The following is a 20707-nucleotide window of genomic DNA, read 5'->3' as shown; positions in this document are numbered from 1 at the left end:
CAGGGTGATGACCGGTTGGTCAATGGCCACAGCCCGCGCAGCGTCTCGCTCAAGCCGTCTGGTCCCGAAGTTTGCGGCGCATGAGCATGCCGTTTTTATGACGTAGAGCAGTTTGGCCCAAGCGTTTGCTTGTGTATGCTCCGTCGACGTTTCGGGCTCACCATTATAAGAACACTGCCTATGACCCTCAGCACCGACCTGTTTGGCCCCTCGGCGGCGCCCGCGCAGGTTCTTCGCAAACACTACGCCACCGAGATGGCGGTCGAGCGCACACGCCTGCTGTATCAGGGCTCGCTGCTGCCGACCCTGTTGATGTTGGTCAATGGCCTGGTCTGCGCCTGGCTGCTCTGGAACCCCAAGCAATACCTGTTGGACAGCATCTGGTTGGTCTGGCTGCTGGCCCTGGTGGCGATGCGCGTGATCCAAGTGGCCGCGTTTGATTCGGCCATGCCCAGTCGCCAGGCCCAGCCGGTGTGGCGGCGCATGTTCATGCTCGGTTCGGCGGTCAGCGGCCTGACCCTGGCCACCGCCGCCATCGCCCTGGTGCCGGCGGGCAGCTTTATGCAGCAGGCCTGGGTGTTCGGCCTGATCGGCGCCGCGACACTGTCGGCCAGCGTGGCCTACGCCGTGAGCGTGCCGGCCTTTTTGTCGTTCGCCTTGCCGTGCCTGGTGCCGTCCATCATTTACCTGTTCTGGAGCGGTGACCCGCAGCAGCGTGGCTGGGGCGTACTCGGCCTGATCCTGCTGGCGTCCTTGAGCCTGGTGGCGTGGCAGGTCAATCGCCTGATCCAGCGCGGGCTGCTGCGACGCTTCCAGAACCAGGCGTTGATCGAGCATCTGCAACAGGCACAGCAGCGCAGCGAGCAACTCAATCAGGAGTTGGTGCGCGAAGTCGAACAACGCCGCCAGGTCGAGCAGGAACTGCGCGAAGCCCAGGTCGGCCTGCAGGACCGCGTGGCACAGCGTAGCCAGGAGCTGGACGCTGCCAGCCAGGCCCTGAATAAAAGCGAGGCGCGCCTGGCCATGGCCCTGCAAGCCAGCGAGCTGGGCCTGTGGGACTGGAACCTGCAAACCGACGAAGTCCACCACACCCAGCTCAAGGAGCTGTTCGGCCTGGAGCCTGAGTACGTCACGGCGATGCTCGGTCACCTCAAGCCACGCCTGCACCCCGAAGACCTGCCGCTGCTCAAGCGTGCCCTGGTGGAGCACCTCAAGGGTCGCAGCGAGGACTACCAAGTGGAATACCGCGTGCGTCATGGCGATGGGCACTGGGTGTGGATCGAAGACCGTGGCCGTGCCGTGGAGCGTGCGCCCAGCGGCCGCGTCACGCGCATGCTCGGTACACGCCGTGATATCAGCGCCAGCAAGGCCCTGGAGGAACAGCAGCGTTTGGCGTCGACCGTCTTTGAAGCCGCCAGCGAGGGCATTGTGATCCTCGACCCGGACTACGTGCTGATTGCCGTCAACCAGGCCTTCAGCCGTGTCACGGGCTTTGAAACCGACGACATGATTGGCCGCAATGTGGTGGAGCTGCCCAGCAGCCGCGATGCCCGCCGCCACTTTCCGGTGATCCGCCAGGCGTTGCTAAGCCACGGTACGTGGCAGGGCGAGTTGGTGGAGACGCGCAAGAACGGCGAGCTGTACCCGCAGTGGCTGCAATTGAATGTGGTGCGCGATGTTCGAGGAAAAGTCAGTCATATCGTGGGGTTCTTCGCCGATCTCTCGGCGCGGCGTGAGTCCGAAGAACGTATGCGTTACCTCACTCATTACGACGAGTTGACCGGGCTGGCCAACCGCTCGCTGTTCCGCGAACGGCTGCGCGAGGCTCACCAGCGTGTACGCCAAGGCGGGCGCAGCCTGGCGCTGCTGCACATCAATCTCGACCGCTTCAAGTTACTCAATGACAGCCTCGGCCATGAAGTTGCCGACCAATTGCTGCAAAAAATGGCGCGTCGCCTGATTAACGCTTTGCCCGAGGCCGACACCATTGCGCGTTTGTCCGGGGATGAATTCGCTGTGTTGTTCGACGCCTATGGCAACCTGTCGAGCCTGGCGCGCGTGGCCACGCGGCTGCTGGCCAAACTGCGGGTGCCGGTGACGGTGGAAGGGCATGAGTTGGTGGTCAGTGCCTCAATGGGTGTCAGCCTGTTACCGGACAATGCGCGGGAGATTTCCGCGCTGGTCAGTCAATCGAACATGGCCATGCAGCACGCCAAGCACTTGGGCGGCAATAACTTTCAGTTCTACACCGACAGCTTGCAAGCCAGCACCCTGGAGCGCTTGCAGCTGGAAAACCACCTGCGCAAGGCCATCGAAGAACGTCAGCTCTCAGTGTTCTACCAACCGAAGCTATGCCTGGCCACCGGCAAGCTGAATGCGGCCGAGGCGTTGATCCGCTGGGAGCATCCGCAATGGGGCATGGTGCCGCCGGGGGATTTTATCGGCCTGGCCGAAGAGACTGGCCTCATTGTGCCGCTGGGCGAATTCGTGCTGCGCGAGGCGTGCTGGCAGGCGTGTGAATGGCAGCGTCAGGGGCTGGCGCCGATTCGCGTGTCGGTGAACCTCTCGGTGCACCAACTGCGTCAAGGCAAGTTGGTCAGCCTGGTGCGCCAAGTGCTTGAGGAAACCGGCCTGGACCCGCAATACCTCGAGCTGGAGCTGACCGAAAGCCAGTTACTCGACAGCGTCGAACACATCATCGCCACCTTCCAGCAACTGCGCGACCTGGGCGTGAAGCTGGCCATCGACGATTTCGGCACCGGTTATTCGTCCCTCAGCTACCTCAAGCGTATCCCCGTGGACTACGTGAAGATCGACCAGACCTTTATTCGTGGACTCGGGCAGGGGCGTGAAGACGCGGCCATCACCCGCGCAATTATCGCCATGGCCCATGGGCTGGCACTCAAGGTGGTGGCAGAAGGTGTGGAAGACCAGCAGCAGCTGGATTTCCTGCGCGGTGAGCGGTGTGATGAAGTGCAGGGCTATTTGATCAGCCGGCCAATGCAGGCCGAAGGGTTGGCAGATTTGTTACGGAAAAATGCAGATTTTCCTGAGTGATGCCAAGGTCGCCCCTGTGGCTACAACTTGGCTGCCCTTAAATTCAAAGGCGGGCAGGGCGATTTAGTGACGCGTCGGACGGGCAAAACGGCAATTCTTGTAGTATAACTACAAGCTTGCTACATCCTTGGCCCTGCCCATAACAAGAGTCCTGTCCTTTGAACCTGTTGCAACATATCGCCCAGTCGCGCCACCTGTTACGCAAATCGGAACTCAAGGTTGCCGATCACGTGCTGCTTGACCCTGCGGCTGTGATGCACAGTTCCATGGCCGATTTGGCCCACAGCGTGGGCATCAGCGAGCCGACCATCGTGCGTTTCTGCCGCGCCATCGGTTGCTCCGGGTTCCAGGACTTGAAACTCAAGCTGGCCCAAAGCCTGGCCGCCGGTGCGAGCTTCGGGCAATTTGCGATCCATGAAGACGATTCCGTTGCCGATTACAGCCTGAAAATCTTCGACACCACCCTGCACACCCTGATGGAAGTGCGCGAGAAGCTCGACCCGGTGGAGCTGCAGAAGGCCGTGACGGCCATGTCCCAGGCCCAGCGCGTTGAGTTCTATGGCTTCGGTGCATCCGGCGCAGTGGCGGCCGACGCCCAGCACAAATTCTTCCGCCTGCTGCTGACCGCAGCGGCCTACAGTGACCCGCACATGCAGGCCATGTCGGCGGTGACCTTGAAGCCCACCGATGTCGCCATCTGCATCTCGCAGTCCGGCCGCTCCAAAGACCTGCTGATCACCGCCAACCTGGTGCGTGAGAGCGGCGCTTCGTTGATCACCCTGTGCCCCAGCCAGACGCCCTTGGCGGAACTGTCCACGGTCAACCTGGCCATCGATGTGCATGAAGACACCGAGATCTACACGCCACTGACCTCGCGCATCGCCCACCTGGTGGTGATCGACGTGCTGGCCATGGGCGTGGCCATGGCGCGCGGGCCAAGCCTGGTCAACCACCTCAAGAGCGTCAAGCGCAGCTTGCGCAGCCTGCGTCTGTCGCCCAAATCCGTCAAAGCCCTCGACGACTGATTGCAGTTTTGCGTGTGGCGGGCTGTCGTGGTGAGCGGGCTTGCCCCGCGCTGGGGCGCGAAGCGGCCCTAAAACAGGCCACCGCGTTTTATCTGAAGGAACGCGGTGGCCGGATTGGCGCCGCTTCGCAGCCCAGCGCGGGGCAAGCCCGCTCAACACGGATCAATGTTCACCCTTTTGTCATGCCTATGCCGCCAAACCGTAACTCCCCAAGGCCATCCTGTACTCCCCGTACTCGCATTGGGAGACTCCAAATGGCCCGGCCCTACGAAGACAGCAACAGCTCCGTCAAGACCCGTCGTCAACAGGAAGACCAGCGCCGCATGGCGTTCCGTCGCGCAATCGAAGACCGCTGTGATCAGCGCCAACTGCTCCAGAGCATCACGGACTACCCGGAACTCCACTGGCAGGCACCCGCGGCTGCCCAGCGAAGCGCTCAGCCAGCGCGCTGATCTGCACCCGCTCGCTGCGGATAAAGCCCAGGAACGCATGGGCCACTGGTGACAGGCGCTTGGCCTTGGCCTGCACCAGGCACCAGCTGCGGTACAGCGGCAGCTCTTCCACCGGCAGCTCCTTGAGCCCGCCGGTGGCCAATTCCATGTTGACCGCGTGACGCGTCAACAAGGCCACGCCCAGCCCGGCGCATACGCATTCGCGCTGCGCCTCGGCTGAGGCGACTTCAACCGTCTGGGTGAAGTGCACGCGTTTTTCCTTGAAATATTCCTCACAAGCCAGCCGCGTGCCGGAACCCGGTTCGCGCAGCAGCAGTGTGTAAGGTTCCAGGTCCTGCAGGCGCAGCGGTCCCTGAAGGCTGAGCGGGTGGTCGGGCGGTGCCACGGCAACGATTGGGTTGTTAAGGAACGGCAGGAACTCCAAGCCCATGTCCTGGGGCACCATCGACATGATCACCAGGTCGTCGCGATTGTCCGAAAGCCGGCGGATCACCTGGGCACGGTTAACCACCGTGAGGTGCAATTGCACTTCCGGATGCTGGCGCTTGAAGGCGGCAAACAGGTGCGGCACGAAATACTTGGCGCTGGACTCAATCGCCAGTTTCAGTTGGCCTTGCAACGAGCCCTGCATGTCCGAGAGCTGCATATCGAGGTTTTCCAGGCGCCCGAAAATATCCCGGCTGGCCCGTTGCAGGGCTTCGGCGGCCTCGGTCATGTAGAGCTTTTTGCCGACGTAATCGAACAACGGCTGGCCGATCAGCTCTTCCAGCTGGCGAATTTGCAGGCTAACGGCCGGTTGTGTGAGAGACATTTCCTCGGCCGCGCGGCTGTAGGAGCGCAAGTCACACACCTCATGGAAGATCTGCAATTGACGCAATGTCAGTCGCATCAATGACTTACGCATTTTTTAATCCTCTCGCCCCAGGCTGTGCGGCCAACTATAAGTCTTTACTTATGCACGACCCAATAATTATTGATTTTTGTTAATCCCTTGGCGGGCTTAGTGTGTGTCTCGCGACTGTCATGAAACATTTGGTCACGCGCCGACCCGGATTCATAGGGTCGAAGAACGCAGCAATCGGCTCAAGGGAATTTCCAAGTGATAAAAAAGATCCTGATCGCCAACCGTGGTGAAATTGCCGTACGAATCGTGCGTGCCTGCGCCGAGATGGGCATTCGCTCGGTCGCGGTCTACTCCGACGCCGACCGCCACGCGTTGCACGTCAAGCGTGCCGACGAAGCCCACAGCATCGGTGCCGAGCCCCTGGCCGGTTACTTGAACCCGCGCAAGCTGGTGAACCTCGCCGTGGAAACCGGCTGTGATGCACTGCACCCCGGTTACGGGTTCCTGTCGGAAAACGCCGAACTGGCGGACATCTGCGCCGAACGCGGGATCAAATTCATCGGTCCCTCGGCCGAAGTCATCCGCCGCATGGGCGACAAGACCGAAGCGCGCCGCAGCATGATCAAGGCCGGTGTGCCGGTCACGCCGGGCACCGAAGGCAACGTCGCCGACATCGCTGAGGCCCTCACCGAAGGCGACCGTATTGGTTACCCGGTGATGCTCAAGGCCACCTCCGGTGGTGGCGGTCGCGGCATTCGTCGTTGCAACAGCCGTGAAGAACTTGAACAAGCCTTCCCCCGTGTGATTTCCGAGGCCACCAAGGCGTTCGGTTCGGCGGAAGTGTTCCTGGAAAAATGCATCGTCAATCCCAAGCACATCGAGGCGCAGATCCTCGGTGACAGCTTCGGCAACGTGGTGCACCTGTTCGAGCGCGATTGCTCGATCCAGCGCCGTAACCAGAAGCTCATCGAAATCGCCCCAAGCCCGCAACTGACCCCGGAACAGCGCGCCTACATCGGCGACCTGTCGGTGCGAGCCGCCAAGGCCGTGGGCTACGAGAACGCCGGTACCGTGGAGTTCCTGCTCGCCGAGGGCGAGGTGTACTTCATGGAGATGAACACCCGGGTGCAGGTGGAACACACCATCACTGAAGAAATCACCGGGATCGACATTGTCCGCGAACAGATCCGCATCGCCTCGGGCCTGCCGCTGTCGGTGAAACAGGAAGATATCCAGCATCGTGGCTTCGCGTTGCAGTTCCGTATCAACGCCGAAGACCCGAAGAACAACTTCCTGCCCAGCTTCGGCAAGATCACCCGTTACTACGCACCCGGCGGCCCCGGCGTGCGTACCGACACGGCGATCTATACCGGCTACACCATCCCGCCGTTCTACGACTCCATGTGCCTGAAACTGGTGGTGTGGGCGTTGACCTGGGAAGAGGCCATGGACCGCGGCCTGCGTGCCCTGGACGACATGCGCCTGCAAGGCGTGAAGACCACCGCCGCCTACTACCAGGAAATCCTGCGCAATCCGGAATTCCGCAGCGGCCAGTTCAACACCAGTTTCGTGGAAAGCCACCCTGAGCTGACCAACTACTCGATCAAGCGCAAACCCGAAGAGCTGGCCCTGGCCATCGCCGCCGCCATCGCCGCCCACGCAGGCCTGTGAGGAACATTCCAATGTCTAAAAAAATCTTCGTAACCGACACCATCCTGCGCGACGCCCACCAATCGTTGCTGGCCACTCGCATGCGCACCGACGACATGCTGCCGATCTGCGACAAGCTCGACAAAGTCGGCTACTGGTCCTTGGAAGTCTGGGGCGGCGCGACCTTCGACGCCTGCGTGCGCTTCCTCAAGGAGGACCCGTGGGAGCGTCTGCGCAAACTGCGCGCCGCGTTGCCCAACACCCGCTTGCAGATGCTGCTGCGTGGCCAGAACCTGCTGGGCTATCGCCATTACAGCGATGACGTGGTCAAGGCGTTCGTGGCCAAGGCTGCCGTCAACGGTATCGACGTATTCCGCATCTTCGACGCCATGAACGACGTGCGTAACCTACGCGTGGCCATCGAAGCGGTGAAGGCTGCCGGCAAACATGCCCAAGGCACCATCGCCTACACCACCAGTCCGGTGCACACCGTCGAGGCGTTCGTGGCCCAGGCCAAGCAGTTGGAATCCATGGGTTGCGACTCGATTGCGATCAAGGACATGGCCGGCCTGCTGACTCCGTACGCCACCGGCGAGCTGGTCAAGGCACTCAAAGCCGAGCAAAACCTGCCGATCTTTATCCACTCGCACGACACGGCGGGCTTGGCCGCGATGTGCCAACTCAAGGCCATCGAGAACGGTGCCGACCACATCGACACGGCGATCTCCAGCTTCGCCTGGGGCACCAGCCACCCCGGTACCGAGTCGATGGTCGCCGCCCTTAAAGGCAGCGAGTTCGATACCGGCCTGAGCCTGGAACTGCTGCAAGAGATTGGCCTGTACTTCTACGCCGTGCGCAAGAAGTACCACCAGTTCGAAAGCGAATTCACCGCCGTCGACACCCGCGTGCAAGTCAACCAGGTACCGGGCGGGATGATTTCCAACCTGGCCAACCAATTGAAAGAGCAAGGCGCGCTCAACCGCATGGGCGAAGTGCTGGCCGAAATCCCGCGAGTACGCGAAGACCTCGGCTTCCCGCCGCTGGTCACCCCGACCTCGCAGATCGTTGGCACCCAGGCGTTTTTCAACGTGTTGGCCGGCGAGCGCTACAAGACCATCACCAACGAAGTGAAGCTGTACCTGCAAGGCGGCTACGGCAAGGCGCCGGGCACCGTGAACGAGAAATTGCGTCGCCAGGCTATCGGCAGCGAAGAAGTGATCGACGTACGCCCGGCCGACCTGCTCAAGCCGGAAATGACCAAACTGCGCGGCGAAATCGGCGCGTTGGCCAAGTCCGAAGAAGACGTGCTGACCTACGCCATGTTCCCGGACATCGGGCGCAAGTTCCTCGAAGAGCGCGACGCCGGCACCCTGGCCCCTGAAGTGCTGTTGCCGATCCCAGAAGCCGGCGGCGTGGCGCGTGCCGGTGGCGAAGGCGTACCGACCGAGTTCGTCATCGACGTACACGGCGAAAGCTACCGCGTGGACATCACCGGTGTCGGCGTGAAGGCCGAAGGCAAGCGCCACTTCTACCTGTCCATCGACGGCATGCCGGAAGAAGTGGTGTTCGAACCGCTCAACGAATTCGTCAGCAGTGGCGGCAGCAAGCGCAAGCACGCCACCGAGCCTGGCCATGTCAGCACCGCGATGCCGGGCAATATCGTCGACGTGCTGGTCAAGGAAGGTGACGTGGTCAAGGCCGGCCAGGCCGTGCTGATTACCGAAGCCATGAAAATGGAAACCGAAGTGCAGGCAGCGATTGCCGGCAAGGTGACTGCCGTTCATGTGGCCAAGGGCGACCGGGTCAACCCTGGCGAAATCCTGATTGAAATCGAAGGCTGATCCAGCCTTCGACACGACCGTTTAATCCTCGGGGGGGCAGGTGCCCCCCTTTTTTTTCGTGCGCAATTTGGTGGGGTTAGAAGCTGATCTTCCACTGCCCCATCAAGCCCTGGTTGCGACTGTTTGTGCCGGCCTGCGCGCTGTAGGTCAGGCCGACGGTGTGTTGTGCCGACAAGGCGAGGTCGAGCCCGGCTTGAAGGTCCAGGCTATTGCGGTCCAGCGAGGTGCCGGTGACGGTGAAGCCGTCAACCAGCCCCGGCAGGGCGCGGTAGGATTGGCGGACCTGGCTGTCGACTCCGCCGTAGAGGTGTTTCCAGCCGGTGCTGAGGTGGGGTGTGAGGCTGATCTGGTTATCGAACCGATACACCGTTGCCAGGCGCAGGCCCAAGGTGGTGCTGAGGTTTTGTTGGGTTTGTGCGCCGACGTTCAGCGCGGTCAAGCCACCCGTTTCCTTGAAACTGTCGCGGTGGTAGCGCTGGAAACCGAGGCCGGCGAAGGGTTCGACGCTGAGGTCCGCGCTGCCCAGTTGATAGCCCAGTTCGGAAAACAGGGTTTGGCTTTGGGCGTTGTATTTGCCCTTGAGTTGCTCCTTGTAGTCCAGCAGGTTGACGTCGCGTTTGTTCTGCCCCGCGTGGTCGCTGTAGATCGCCCCCAGGCGCAGGCCTATCGGGCCGTCCTGGCGTACGGCGTAACCCCCCAGGTGCCAGCTGTCGAGGTCGCCAGAGAAGCGTTGGGTATTCAAATGGCTGGTGGATTTTGCACCCATGATGCCAACGCGCCAGGCGTGATCCAGTGCCCAGTCGGCGCCCAGCAACAGGCCGTCGATGCCATATTTCAGACCGGCGCTGCCGCCTTGCTTGTCGAGGCTGCCGTCGTTGCCCACACCTTGAATCCAGAAGTGGCCTTCGTCGTCAGCGGGCAGTGTGCGCAGGGTCGAGAGCAATTGGTTGCTGAGGTGCTGTGTGGTGTTTTGCGTTGCGCCGGCGAGGTTGGCGTTCTGGCTGCCGGCCAGTTGCTCAAGGCTGGCACCGATGCCGCCGGGTTGTTTCTCGAGGCCATCACCGAGTTTTTCAAGGGCTTTGATTTGCTCGGACGTCAGTTCCCCGGACTCCAGTAACCGAATCAATCCCGGCTCCAGCACCTTGGCCACTTGCAAGCCATTGCGCGAGGTCGCTTTCTGGGTGAGATAACCGTCGAGGGGCGTTGATTCGATCTCGGGTTCTACAGGAGGCCACGGATCGGGCTGCGCATCGTAGTACGGATGCGGGTACGGCTTGTATTCGATATCGCCACGCGCATGCGCGGGTTGAAGGCTGGCAGTGCTGAGAGCAAGGGCAATGACGAGTGCGAATCTGTGGGGTGTAAAAGGCATGAAATCCCAACCTCTGATGAATGAGGCCGGGAATTTAGCGAGATGACGGGGCGATAACTGTCAGGTCATCGACCCCCAGTTTGCGGGAGTTTTCTCTAGTGCGGCGCGATTAAAAACGCATCGGCCAGCGGGCGATCAACGCGTGGCTCCCTCATTGATCAGAGGTGTTGGGACCGGCACTGCGCCAGTGACTTCACCTGCCCATCACCCTGCTGGTTCGCTTCCGATAACCACGCCTCAAAGCCCGCTGCAACCTGTGGCCATTCGGCGTCGATGATCGAGTACCACGCGGTATCCCGGTTCTTGCCTTTGACCACGGTGTGCTGGCGGAACACGCCTTCAAAACTGAAACCCAACCGCTCGGCTGCGTATTTGGAGCGGCCGTTGGCGTTGTTGCACTTCCATTCCAGGCGACGGTAACCCTGGTCGAACGCGTGCTTGGCCAGCAGGTAGACCGCTTCGGTGCTTTTTGGCGAGCGCTGCATGGCGGCGCCGAAGGTGACGTGGCCGATTTCGATGCGACCGTGGTCCGGGACGATCGACATCAGGCTGAGGATGCCCTGTACCTGGCCGGTTGCGCGGTCGATGACGCTGAAAAGATACGGGTCGCTGTGCGCGGCGTGATTCTTCAGCCAATCATTGAAGACGCTGCGTTCGGGGAATGGGCCGTAAGGTAGGTAGTCCCACAGCTTGGGGTCGGCACCGGGGCCTTGCAGGGCGTTGAACAGCTCATCGCCATGGCGGGCGGGGTCGAGTTTTTCCAGACGGATAAACCGTCCTTCCAGCCGTTGAACGGTGGGCGCCGGAACGCCTTTCCAGTCGGCGAGAGAAGTCGTCATGCTGCGCTCCTTAAAGACCTTTGCGAAATTGGATAAAGCCTGGACGTTCGGCAATGCGTTCGTAGAGTTGGATCGCTGTGGCGTTGGTCTCGTGGGTCAGCCAATGGACCTTGCAGCAACCGTCAGCCTTGGCGGTGGTGTAGACGAATTCGATCAGCTTGCGGCCCACGCCGGTGCCACGTTGGGTCGGGACGACCAGCAAGTCCTGCAGGTAGCACGAGTTCTCGATGCTCCAGTTGGAGCGGTGGTAGATGAAGTTGACCATGCCCACCGCCTTGTCGTCCTGCCAGGCCAGGGCCGAATGGGTGGGCTCGGTGGCGTCGACCAGGCGCTGCCAGGTGCTTTGGGTGACGGCGTCGGGCAACTCGGTGTTGTAGAACGTCAGATACGCTTGCCACAGCGGCAGCCAGGCGGCGTGGTCGGCGGCGGTGACTGGGCGGATGTCGATCTGGCTCATTCTGAGGCTCCTTGGGGCATAAAGCGGGCGAGGGTCTGGTCACGCACGTCGCTACTGGCGGCCAGGCCTTCGCGCACGCCGGCGATATCGGCCGGGCTGCGGTTCTGGCTGAGTTTGCGTTTGCCGATCAGGCGTTCGATCGGCAGGGCAAAGCCGACGATGGCGTTGAGCATGCTTTCAATGTAATCGGCCGGGGCATCGCTGACTTTCCAGGGCTGGGAGCGGTTGCCTTCATGGCGATCAGTGAGAGCGCTGACCACGTTGAGCAAACGCTCGGCGTCGGTAAACACCTCGGCCTTGCCATAGGCGTGCACCGCCAGGTAATTCCAGGTGGGCACCACTTTGCCGTGCTCGGCTTTGGCTGGGTAAAAGGCCGGGCTGATGTAGGCCTCGGCGCCTGCAAAGATCACCAGCGCTTCGCTGCCGTTCTGCAGGTCCCGCCACTGAGGATTGGCTCTGGCCAGGTGTCCGTAGAGCGTGCCATTGGCACCTTCATCGGGGTTGAGCAGCAGTGGCAAGTGGCTGGCTTGCAGGCCTTGTTCACCCACGGTCACTAACTGCGCCAGGCGGGTGTGCTGGATCAATTGGTGCAGTTCGGGCAAATCGTCGAGGGCGAAGGCGCGAGGTGTGTACATGGAAATATTCCTTGGCGAATGCCTGCATCCTAGGCAGGCTAATGGCTCGTTGTAAGAGCCATCTGGCACCAATTTCATAGGTCCAATATGTCGCCCATCTCTGCGCCGCTGTCATTCAACCCCGCCGGTATTGAGCTGGATCGCCGTCAGGGTCTGACTCGCCAACTGTATGACGCCTTGCGCCAGCGGGTGCTGGACGGACGACTGGTCAGTGGCACGCGCCTGCCCGCCACCCGTGACCTGGCGGCGGCGTTGTCGATTTCCCGCAACAGTGTGGTACGCGCCTACGATCAGCTGTATGCGGAGGGGTTTATTGAAAGCCGGGTCGGCGATGGCACTTATGTCGCTCAATTGCCTACGGCAAAAAAACTATCCACAAAAGTATCCACAGGGTTGTCAACAGGCTTATCCCCAGCCTTATCCACAAAATGGGCTGATTTGCCGGAAGATCTGGACGATGAAGTTATCCACAGCGCGGGCTTGGCCAGGGTCAAAAACAACCACCTGGCCTTACCTCCCTCGGGTCCGCCTCGGGCATTCCGCGTGGGCGTGCCGGCCTTTGATCTGTTCCCCTTTGAGGTATGGGCCAAGCTGAATGGGGCATTCTGGCGCAAGCCGGACCTGGAACTGCTGTGCTATGGCGACCCGGCGGGTGACGGTCGCCTGCGCGGTCTGATCGCCGCTTACTTGCGCAGCTCACGGGGCATGCAATGCACCGCTGAACAAATAGTGATCACCAGTGGGGCGCAGCAGGCAATCAGCCTTTGTGCACAGTTGCTGGTAGAGCCGGGAGATGGGGTAGCGGTGGAAAACCCTGGCTACCGTGCGGCTGGGCATGCGTTCGCTTTGGCAGGCGGACGGTTGCACGGTGTACCGGTGGACAGTGAAGGCATCGATTGCCAGGTGCTCAACAGCCTGGGCGATTGCCGAGTGGCGTATGTCACGCCCTCTCATCAGTACCCGTTGGGTGTGGTGATGAGCCTGGCGCGGCGCCTCGAACTGCTGGCCTGGGCCGAGCGCACGGGCGGTTGGATCATCGAGGACGATTACGACGGTGAATACCGCTACAGCGGCGCGCCGCTGTCGCCATTGGCGGCACTGGACCGCAGCGGGCGCGTGCTGTACGTCGGCACGTTCGGCAAGGTGGCTTTTCCGGCCTTGCGCCTGGGTTACCTGGTATTACCGCCGGGCCTGGTCGACGCCTTTTCCCGGCGGCGCGCGGTGGATATGCGCCATTCAGAAGTCAGCACCCAGGCCGTGATGGCCGAATTCATGGCCGCCGGGCACTTCCAGCGACATATCCGGCGCATGCGCCGCGCGGCGTTGAGCCGACGCAACGCACTCCTGGCCGGGTGGCCGGGTGACCTCGACGGGGTCGCCAGCCTGCCCAGCGTTGCCGCAGGGCTGCACCTTACGGTACGCGTGGCCAGCCTGGCCCGTGAGCAACAATTGCTCGAGCAGGCCAAGGCTGCTGGTGTCGAAATCAACGGCCTGAGCAGTTACTGGCTGGCAGGCTCCAGCACACCGCCGGACCAGCGTGCGGGCCTCGTGCTGGGGTTTGCCGCGGTGCCAGAGGTTGCCATCGGCCAGGCCCTGGCGCGCTTGCGTCAGGCCTGGGGCTCTTCCACCGCCGGCTGAGGTGGCTTGCTTTTAAGGAACAGCATGCGCGCCAGTTGGGGGCTGATCTCACTGCGGTAGATACTGATATTGTTGCGGCTGGCGTCGTTCCTGCGCTCGTATTTTCCGCCCAGGCCGCGTTGGTCTGGGGTTTTCAGGTGGGCAGCGGTGAAGTTCTCCTCTGATCCTGTCAGCGCGGTGTAGTGAAAGTGGGCATACCACAACGTTTTCTTGGTTTGGATATCCACCACGGGATACTCCTGCAGGAAACCTGAGTGACGTCCGGTGAGCTTGATGCGCGCACCGGTGGGCGGTTTGATGGTAACCACCCCTTCCTTGAGCAATAGCTCGACATGAGCCGCGGTGGGTGGCCGTGTCTTGAGCATATGAATGTGGAGGCGCTTGCGTTCGCCCTGGAGCTTGCTGATCGCGGCGGACAGTCGTTTGTTGAGCATTGCTGAGGGGTGTGTGGTGCTTTCTGTCAGATTGCTCAGGGTCAGTGCTTCTTCGATCTCCTGGCTGGCGTGCATCAGCTGTTCGATCCGGTTGCTGATACGCTCTTCAATGGTTACTGGCAGCCATCCCGCCTCGTTGGACAGCACTTCCGTGCGAGTGATAAAGGCATCAAGCGTGTCCAGCAGGGCCTGGCCGTGGGTCGTGCTCTGTTTAAGGTTGCGGGCCTGGGTGCGGCTGGTTGATCGCGCCGCGGGTAGTTGTTCAACCCACACGCCCGGCTCTTTTTCATGGAACGTGGCGATTACCTTGCCGGTCAGCGGCTCCTTTACCTCCACCAGCGCTGTGCTGCCTTCGGCGTCCGGCAGGCGTTCTTCGCCGATGACAATCCCCTTGAGATGCGTCTTGATGACTCTCTTCGTGACCCTGGACGAGGGGCGGGAAGGTCCAGGCATGGGTTCCAGGGTTTGGGCTTTGCGTTCGCGCAGCAGGCCGGTCAGTTCTCGCGTGGCGTTTTGGGCGAACTCATCGATTTGTTTGCGCAGATTGGCCAATGGGTTTTTTTGCAGGTCGTCGGGGAAGTCGGCCGGCAACTCCACCAGGTTCTGATCCACGCTTGCAAACTGGTCTACCAGGCTGTCGAGGGTTTCGATCAACTGGTCTTGAGTGGCTTCATTCTCCGGGTCCAGGGCGACTCGCAGGCTTTGCACTGCCAGCTCGGCGGTTTCGATAATGCGCGCAACCGCTTCCCTGGCCGCCGGCAAGCTCTCGGTTTTGGTCTCATTGAGGCATAGGAAGGTACTCAGGCTGATCTTGAACGCTTTGAGGTCAGTGAGGCTCACATTCGCCAGGCCGAGCCCATGAGTAGTGGCGAACCTGACACCCCTTTCACCGAGCTCCCGCATCTCCCTTAAAGGGGTCTCGATGAACGTCAGGCGTTCAATCATATCCTGGGTGACCTCATAGACTTTTTGATAGGTACTGAGGGGGAGTGTCGCCAGCGTATCGTCATCGGGGTCCATTTGCCCTTCGACAGAACGTAGCTGTTGTTGGAACCCGTCCAACTGTTCGTTGATGGCTGAGCGGGCCACGAAAATCTGGTTGGTCAGGTATTCGTACATCCCGTCCAGGTAATTGGGAACGGTGTCGATGATCTTCAGCGATTTGAGTTGGGAGATCGTTACGTCGAGTTCCTTGATGTGATTGTCCGCCTGGGCAAGGTAGGTGGTTCGAGCCGCTTCCTGGGCGTCCTCCGGCGTTGCGGCGATGGCCTCGCGCAGTGCCTCAAGCTCGCTGTGCCGTTGCATCAATTGCTTGTCAAAGCTATTTAACTGCTCGCGCAGGTCTTTTATTTTCGGCGGTTTCAGGCGCTGGCCCTTTTGCCGCAGGCGTCGCAGCCCGCTGGCTTTCAATCGGAACCGGATGTCGATAAACCACTGGCCAGCACGGTTGCTGGTCAGCGGAAAGCCCGTTCGCTGTGACTGTTTTGGATCAACAATCAGGACTGAATCGTTTTCGTCCACATCAACCTCAAACCATCGAGTCCCAGCCGGCGCATACCAGTGTTCCCCTGCGCTGTAGAGGTGCTTGTAGGCGGTGTCCTCCTTGTACTGTTCGCTCAGGGATGATGGCTTCTCGACCATGAGGGCATCCAGGATCGCTCCGAGATTGCGCCGGGACTGAGTCAGCGCGCCGCTGGCATGCAGCGTACCTTGATGGTCCGCCGGCAGCTCACCTGCCGTGATCGTCGGTTTTTGTATCAGGACCATGGCGGGTGGGGGCTTGGACGGTTCGGCGGGTTCTGACGGCTTGGGATGCTTGGAGGGCTCGGACGACTCGCCCGGCTCGGAAGAGGCGCGGGTTTCTTTTTCGATCGCCGCGCTGGGGCGTCGTTGTGTACTGATGTGCATCGTCAACACCATGCCCAGCGTCAGCAATATATCCACCCAGGCGGAGAGCTCGGCAGGTCGCTCGTTTATTTCTCTGGCATCCACTACATGTTGCAGATCATCCATCAATTGCCAGATCCAGGACGCTGCGCCGACGGTTTTCCCCATGAATGGCAGTGCCGCGGTAAAAATCTGCCAGCCCATGTGCTTCAAGCTTTCCCAGCGGCCCTCGGCATTGGAGACAGACTGGCGGTCGGCCAGGTTTGCCAATGCCGTCGCGTGAGTTTTGAACAGCGTCGCGAAATAGTCATTGCGCAACACCTCATTGCCGAAACGGATCGGCCCTGTCATCACCAGCGCATCGAGTGGGTCATTGAGCAGGCTGGTAAAGACCCAGGGGGACGGCAGGGTGCCGGTGAATACGAACTGGCCGTAAGCGGTGCGCTCCTTGTCGGGCAACCAGGCGAGGATCGACTGGCGCAAGGTCGCTGATTGCTTGATTTCATAGAGCAGGTTGGCTTCAGAGGCGAACTCCATCAACGGCTCATTGCTCAGTGGTCGATAGAGCAGGCAAGGGCCGTTTTTCGGGGCTTGGGGGCCAATGATGAACATGTTGTCGACCGTATCCACGGCTGTCGTCAAGCGCCGCTTGGGGTACAGGGCCAGGGGGCGGATCACCACCGGGTAACCGTCTACCCGCTGCTTTTCAGTCTCCGTGTTCATCACGGCACACACGTAGCGATAACCCTGTTCGGTCAGGCCGTGAAGACCGCGAATCTTGTACTGCAAGGCCAGCAAGGGCAGTTGCAGGCGCAATTGTTCGGTGTAGAGTTTTTGCCGGCGCAAGGACTGCGCAGGGTCCTCCAGCAATTTGCTTTTGATCAGGGCGGGATAATGTTTGCCGATATCGACCTGGGTAATCAGTTTTTCCAAGTATTGCGCCGTCATCCAGATGGGCGTCACCGTCCCGTTACGGTAAATCACGACCTTGTTACCCAACGGCAGGGCAATCAGGTTTTCCAGGGCCAACTCGGTCAGCGTGAAGGTTTGCGTCTGGGTTTGGCCGGGTACGGCCAGCGTGCCCCAGATCACTGCGCTGGTCACGGCGATTTGCACGTTTTCCAGGTTGACGTTGGCAGCCTCCGGGTGGTCCTTGATCATCTGTGTGCGCAATGCGTCGCGGGCAAAATCACCCACGGCGGGAATGTCATCCATATAGGTTTTGCCGTTCTCCTGCAGGTTCAAGGCCGCCAAGTCCATCATGTAACGACCATAGGCCGACTGGTCGGGTGACGAGGCCTGCTGCAACCATCCTGGCAGGGAGTCGCGAGCCCAGCCAAGCCGGGATTGATCCTGTTGCGTGAACGCGTGGAGTTCCTTCTTCGCACTGTCCGCCGGGGAAAGTGGCTTGATGTCCTCATCGTCAAAGGCAATGTGCCGCAGCGCTTCGATTTGCAGGCTGATCAGGCTACTGGCCTGATACTCAAAGAAATTGCCCGATGGCTCGAACAGTCGCCAATGGATTTCGCGCCCCGCGAATAAATGGGGATGGGGCGCCAGGTATTCACCAAACGCCTTCATCGAGCTGAATTTTTTATAGCCGGTGGCAATCGAGTAACCGAGGATGAGCTCCCGTGTGCCCAACTGCCCGACCACCAGCGCCATAGAGGTCACATTGAGGTGTTTGCTGACGCTACCCGCTTGCTCATCCATATCAATCAGGTAGACGTGGGCGTCATAGTTGTCATGGGGCTGGCGCTGTGCGTATTCGGGGTAATGAAAAACGTTCCTGGCCATGGCGCACTCATCGTCGTCCCAGTCATCGACGGTGTGTACATTCCAGAGGTTGCGCAGTGTGCGGGCCAAGGTCTTCCAGCGTGGCCCGTTCTGGCCGCCGCTTTGGTTCCAGAAATCGAGCTGTTGTTCCTGGTAGGAGACAAACAGCAAGGGGGCCAACTCGTTGATCAACTGCGCGATACGGTCAACCTGGACGGAAACGTGGGTGTTTGCCTGCTCCTGAGTTTGATTGATCAGATAGTGCTCACCGTCGATCCAGGTCAGCGCGACGTTGGTCAACGCACTGCGCGCCAGTGCGCCGGCCAGCGATTGAAGGTGCGGAAGGTCGGGCACCACCTCACCGCTGACGCTTTGCCAGCGAGGTGTGACCAGGATGGCCAGGTTGGGGTCGATATCAAGGTCCGGGTACAGCTCGGCCAGCGCCGATCGTAAAGTCGCCGCCGCGACCTCCCGCAGGGAGGGGCCGGTGGCCAGTTGAGTCAGCAGATCGTTGGCGCTGGGGGACAGTGCAGTGTCATTCATAAGGGCATCCTGGCCGCAAGAAAGGGGCCGCTAGGGTGCGTAGCGGCGTTTTTCTCACAGTAAGGATGTTGCCCACTCGGCGAGCGGTAGTTAAGTCAAGGTCAACCCCTCAGGCCCTGCGGTGGAATCGGCGATCAGGTACCCGACTTGATTTTGGTCCAGGCCCTGGTCCTGGCGCGCTCGGCATCCCGGGTCAGCGGTTTCAAGGTGTACAGCGTGGCCATGGCCGCCTCGGTCGGGTACAGGTTGGGGTTGTTGCGAATCGACGGGTCGACCTGCTCGGTGGCGTCCTTGTTCGGGTTGGGGTAACCGACAAAGTCGCTGATGGGCGCGATCACGGCCGGTTGCAGTAAGTAGTTGATGAAGGTGTAGGCGTCCTGCGGGTTTTTTGCGCCTTTGGGAATGGCGAGCATGTCGAACCAGATCGGTGCCCCTTCCTTGGGCAGGCGCATGTCCACGGTGACACCGTTCTTGGCCTCTTTGGCGCGGTTGGCGGCCTGGGAGAAGCTGCCTGAGTAACCGACGGCTACGCAGATGTCGCCGTTGGCGATGTCGGCCATGTACTTGGAGGAATGGAAGTAGGTGACAGAGGGGCGGATCTTCAGCAGCAACGCTTCGGCTTTTTCATAATCCTTGGGGTTGCTGCTGTTGGGGTCCAGCCCCAGGTGCTGCAAGGCCAGGGGCAGGATTTCCGAGGGGGAGTCCAGCAGCGCGACGCCACATTGCTTGAGCTTGCTGATGTTTTCTTCCTTGAAGATCAGGTCCCAGCTGTCCACCGGCGCATCGGCGCCCAGCGCGGCCTTGACCTTGTCCGGGTTAAAGCCGATCAGGATAGTGCCGTACATGTAGGGCACGGCGAATTTGTTACCGGGGTCGTTGGCTTCGATCAGCTTCATCAGCTTGGGGTCGAGGTGGTTCCAGTTCGGTAACTGGCTGCGGTCCAACGGCTGGAATACGCCGGCCTCGATCTGCTTGGCCAGGAACACGTTGGACGGCACCACCACGTCATACCCGGAGTTGCCGGTGAGCAGCTTGGCTTCCAGCGCCTCGTTGGTGTCGAAAATGTCGTACACCAATTTGATGGCGGGGTTCTGCGCCTTGAAGTCCTCCAGCGCCTTGGGCGTGATGTAGTCGAACCAGTTATAGACGCGCAGGGTTTTTTCTTCGGCGTGGGCCACGCCGCTGATAACGGTGGCGCAGAGGATAAGTGACTTGAGCATGTTCATTGGGCAGCCCCTTCAAAACCTTCGAGAACATTGACGGCATTGATGCCGATTTCTTCCACCGCGTAGCCGCCTTCCATCACAAACAGCGTGGGTCTGCCCAAGTGGGCGATGCGTGCGCCCATTGCCAGGTAATCCGGGCTGTCGAGTTTGAATTGCGAGATAGGGTCGTCCTTGAAGGTGTCCACCCCCAGGGACACCACAATGATGTCGGCCCCATAACGTTCAATCTCGTTGCAGGCCTGTTCCAGCGCTGCGCTCCAGCGCTCCCAGCCGGAACCGGCGGGCAACGGGTAGTTGACATTGAAGCCTGCCCCCGCGCCCTCGCCCAGTTCGTCGGCATAGCCGAGAAAAAACGGAAACTCCGCCGCCGGGTCACCGTGGATCGAGGTGAACAGCACGTCGTTGCGCGCATAAAAGATCGATTGGGTGCCGTTGCCGTGGTGGTAGTCCACGTCCAGGATCGCGACCTTTCGGTGGCCCTGGTCGAGAAACGCCTGGGCTGCAATGGCGGCGTTGTTGAGGTAGCAATAGCCGCCCATCAAGTCACTGGCGGCGTGGTGGCCCGGTGGCCGGCAAAGGGCGAAGGCACTGCGGGCGCCTTGCTGGATTGCCTGTTGCGCCGTCAGCGCCACTTGGGCCGCGCTATAGGCGGCTTGCCAGGTGCCGGCGGTAATCGGGGCGCCGCCGTCGAAGCTGTAATAACCGAGTTGGCCGTGCAGGCTGGTGGGCAATACGCGGCGCAAGGTGCGGGCCGGCCAGGTGTAGGGCAGCAGGTCGCCGTCCTGGCCGAACTCGGTCCAGCGTTGCCATGCACCTTTGAAGAAGTCGAGGTAGTCACGGCTGTGGATGCGTTGCAGCGGCGCCAGGCCAAAGTCCTGCGGGGCTTGGACGGCGCCCAGCTCACGGTCCTTGACCCGCTGCAGCACATGGTCGGCGCGCGAGGGCATTTCAAAGCAGGGCATCAGTTGCCCGTCCATCAGTTCACAACGGCCGTGGTGCAGGTGGTGATCGTCTGAGTAGATCGTCAGCAT

At 60.9% G+C, this 20707-nt stretch carries 14 protein-coding genes; 6 read left to right on the top strand and 8 right to left on the bottom strand.

Annotated features, from left to right (window positions below; genetic code table 11):
* Positions 1-180 precede the first annotated feature (180 nt).
* From QCBJ_RS17005 to QCBJ_RS30440, 3 genes are all read left to right on the top strand, one after another.
* Positions 181-3057, top strand: coding sequence for an EAL domain-containing protein (locus QCBJ_RS17005; RefSeq protein WP_046035797.1), 2877 nt, complete (start codon positions 181-183; stop codon positions 3055-3057).
* A gap of 158 nt (positions 3058-3215) precedes the next feature.
* The gene (hexR, locus tag QCBJ_RS17000; protein WP_003177007.1) at positions 3216-4082 is read left to right on the top strand and encodes a transcriptional regulator HexR; all 867 of its coding nucleotides are present in this window, start codon (positions 3216-3218) and stop codon (positions 4080-4082) included.
* 254 nt (positions 4083-4336) lie between these two features.
* Positions 4337-4534, top strand: a complete 198-nt coding sequence (locus tag QCBJ_RS30440) for a PA3496 family putative envelope integrity protein (protein ID WP_079444958.1) — start codon at positions 4337-4339, stop codon at positions 4532-4534.
* Here the strand turns inward: QCBJ_RS30440 and QCBJ_RS16990 are convergent.
* Positions 4464-5438, bottom strand: a complete 975-nt coding sequence (locus QCBJ_RS16990) for a LysR family transcriptional regulator (RefSeq protein WP_015886600.1) — start codon at positions 5436-5438, stop codon at positions 4464-4466. The two genes, QCBJ_RS30440 and QCBJ_RS16990, sit on opposite strands and share 71 nt — an antisense overlap.
* 195 nt (positions 5439-5633) lie before the next feature.
* Between QCBJ_RS16990 and QCBJ_RS16985 the strand changes: the two genes are divergently transcribed.
* Positions 5634-7049, top strand: a complete 1416-nt coding sequence (locus QCBJ_RS16985; protein ID WP_003213442.1) for an acetyl-CoA carboxylase biotin carboxylase subunit — start codon at positions 5634-5636, stop codon at positions 7047-7049.
* Positions 7050-7060: 11 nt separating this feature from the next.
* A complete protein-coding gene (oadA, locus tag QCBJ_RS16980) occupies positions 7061-8869 on the top strand; it encodes a sodium-extruding oxaloacetate decarboxylase subunit alpha (RefSeq protein WP_015886599.1) in 1809 nt (602 codons plus the stop codon).
* A 76-nt stretch (positions 8870-8945) separates the two neighbouring features.
* On the opposite strand, the gene QCBJ_RS16975 is transcribed toward oadA, so the two are convergent.
* From QCBJ_RS16975 to QCBJ_RS16960, 4 genes are all read right to left on the bottom strand, one after another.
* Positions 8946-10241 carry an autotransporter domain-containing protein gene (locus tag QCBJ_RS16975; RefSeq protein ID WP_093544722.1) on the bottom strand — a complete coding sequence of 432 codons (1296 nt, stop codon included), beginning with the start codon at positions 10239-10241 and terminating at the stop codon, positions 8946-8948.
* Between the two features lie 158 nt (positions 10242-10399).
* Positions 10400-11080 carry a GNAT family N-acetyltransferase gene (locus QCBJ_RS16970; RefSeq protein ID WP_102061225.1) on the bottom strand — a complete coding sequence of 227 codons (681 nt, stop codon included), beginning with the start codon at positions 11078-11080 and terminating at the stop codon, positions 10400-10402.
* 10 nt (positions 11081-11090) lie between these two features.
* Entirely contained in the window at positions 11091-11537 is a 447-nt protein-coding gene (locus QCBJ_RS16965; RefSeq protein WP_102061224.1) for a GNAT family N-acetyltransferase, read from the bottom strand.
* A complete protein-coding gene (locus tag QCBJ_RS16960) occupies positions 11534-12172 on the bottom strand; it encodes an FMN-binding negative transcriptional regulator (RefSeq protein WP_015886596.1) in 639 nt (212 codons plus the stop codon). The genes QCBJ_RS16965 and QCBJ_RS16960 overlap by 4 nt, the downstream gene beginning before the upstream one ends.
* Before the next feature lie 87 nt (positions 12173-12259).
* Here QCBJ_RS16960 and QCBJ_RS16955 point away from each other — a divergent pair, with 87 nt between their 5' ends.
* The gene (locus QCBJ_RS16955) at positions 12260-13810 is read left to right on the top strand and encodes a PLP-dependent aminotransferase family protein (protein ID WP_093544711.1); all 1551 of its coding nucleotides are present in this window, start codon (positions 12260-12262) and stop codon (positions 13808-13810) included.
* Here the strand turns inward: QCBJ_RS16955 and QCBJ_RS16950 are convergent.
* The 3 genes from QCBJ_RS16950 to QCBJ_RS16940 all read right to left on the bottom strand — a co-directional run bounded on the left by QCBJ_RS16950 (position 13780) and on the right by QCBJ_RS16940 (position 20707).
* Positions 13780-18450, bottom strand: coding sequence for a dermonecrotic toxin domain-containing protein (locus tag QCBJ_RS16950; protein WP_102061223.1), 4671 nt, complete (start codon positions 18448-18450; stop codon positions 13780-13782). The genes QCBJ_RS16955 and QCBJ_RS16950 overlap by 31 nt on opposite strands.
* Positions 18451-18584: 134 nt before the next feature.
* Positions 18585-19676 carry a polyamine ABC transporter substrate-binding protein gene (locus QCBJ_RS16945; RefSeq protein WP_064053211.1) on the bottom strand — a complete coding sequence of 364 codons (1092 nt, stop codon included), beginning with the start codon at positions 19674-19676 and terminating at the stop codon, positions 18585-18587.
* Entirely contained in the window at positions 19673-20707 is a 1035-nt protein-coding gene (locus tag QCBJ_RS16940) for a histone deacetylase family protein (protein ID WP_015886592.1), read from the bottom strand. The genes QCBJ_RS16945 and QCBJ_RS16940 overlap by 4 nt, the downstream gene beginning before the upstream one ends.

Source organism: Pseudomonas sp. QC2, from assembly GCF_002859085.1.
Taxonomy (GTDB): Bacteria; Pseudomonadota; Gammaproteobacteria; order Pseudomonadales; family Pseudomonadaceae; genus Aquipseudomonas; species Aquipseudomonas petroselini.
The sequence above is the reverse complement of the archived record's forward strand: the minus strand, read 5'-3'. Positions and strand labels throughout refer to the sequence as shown.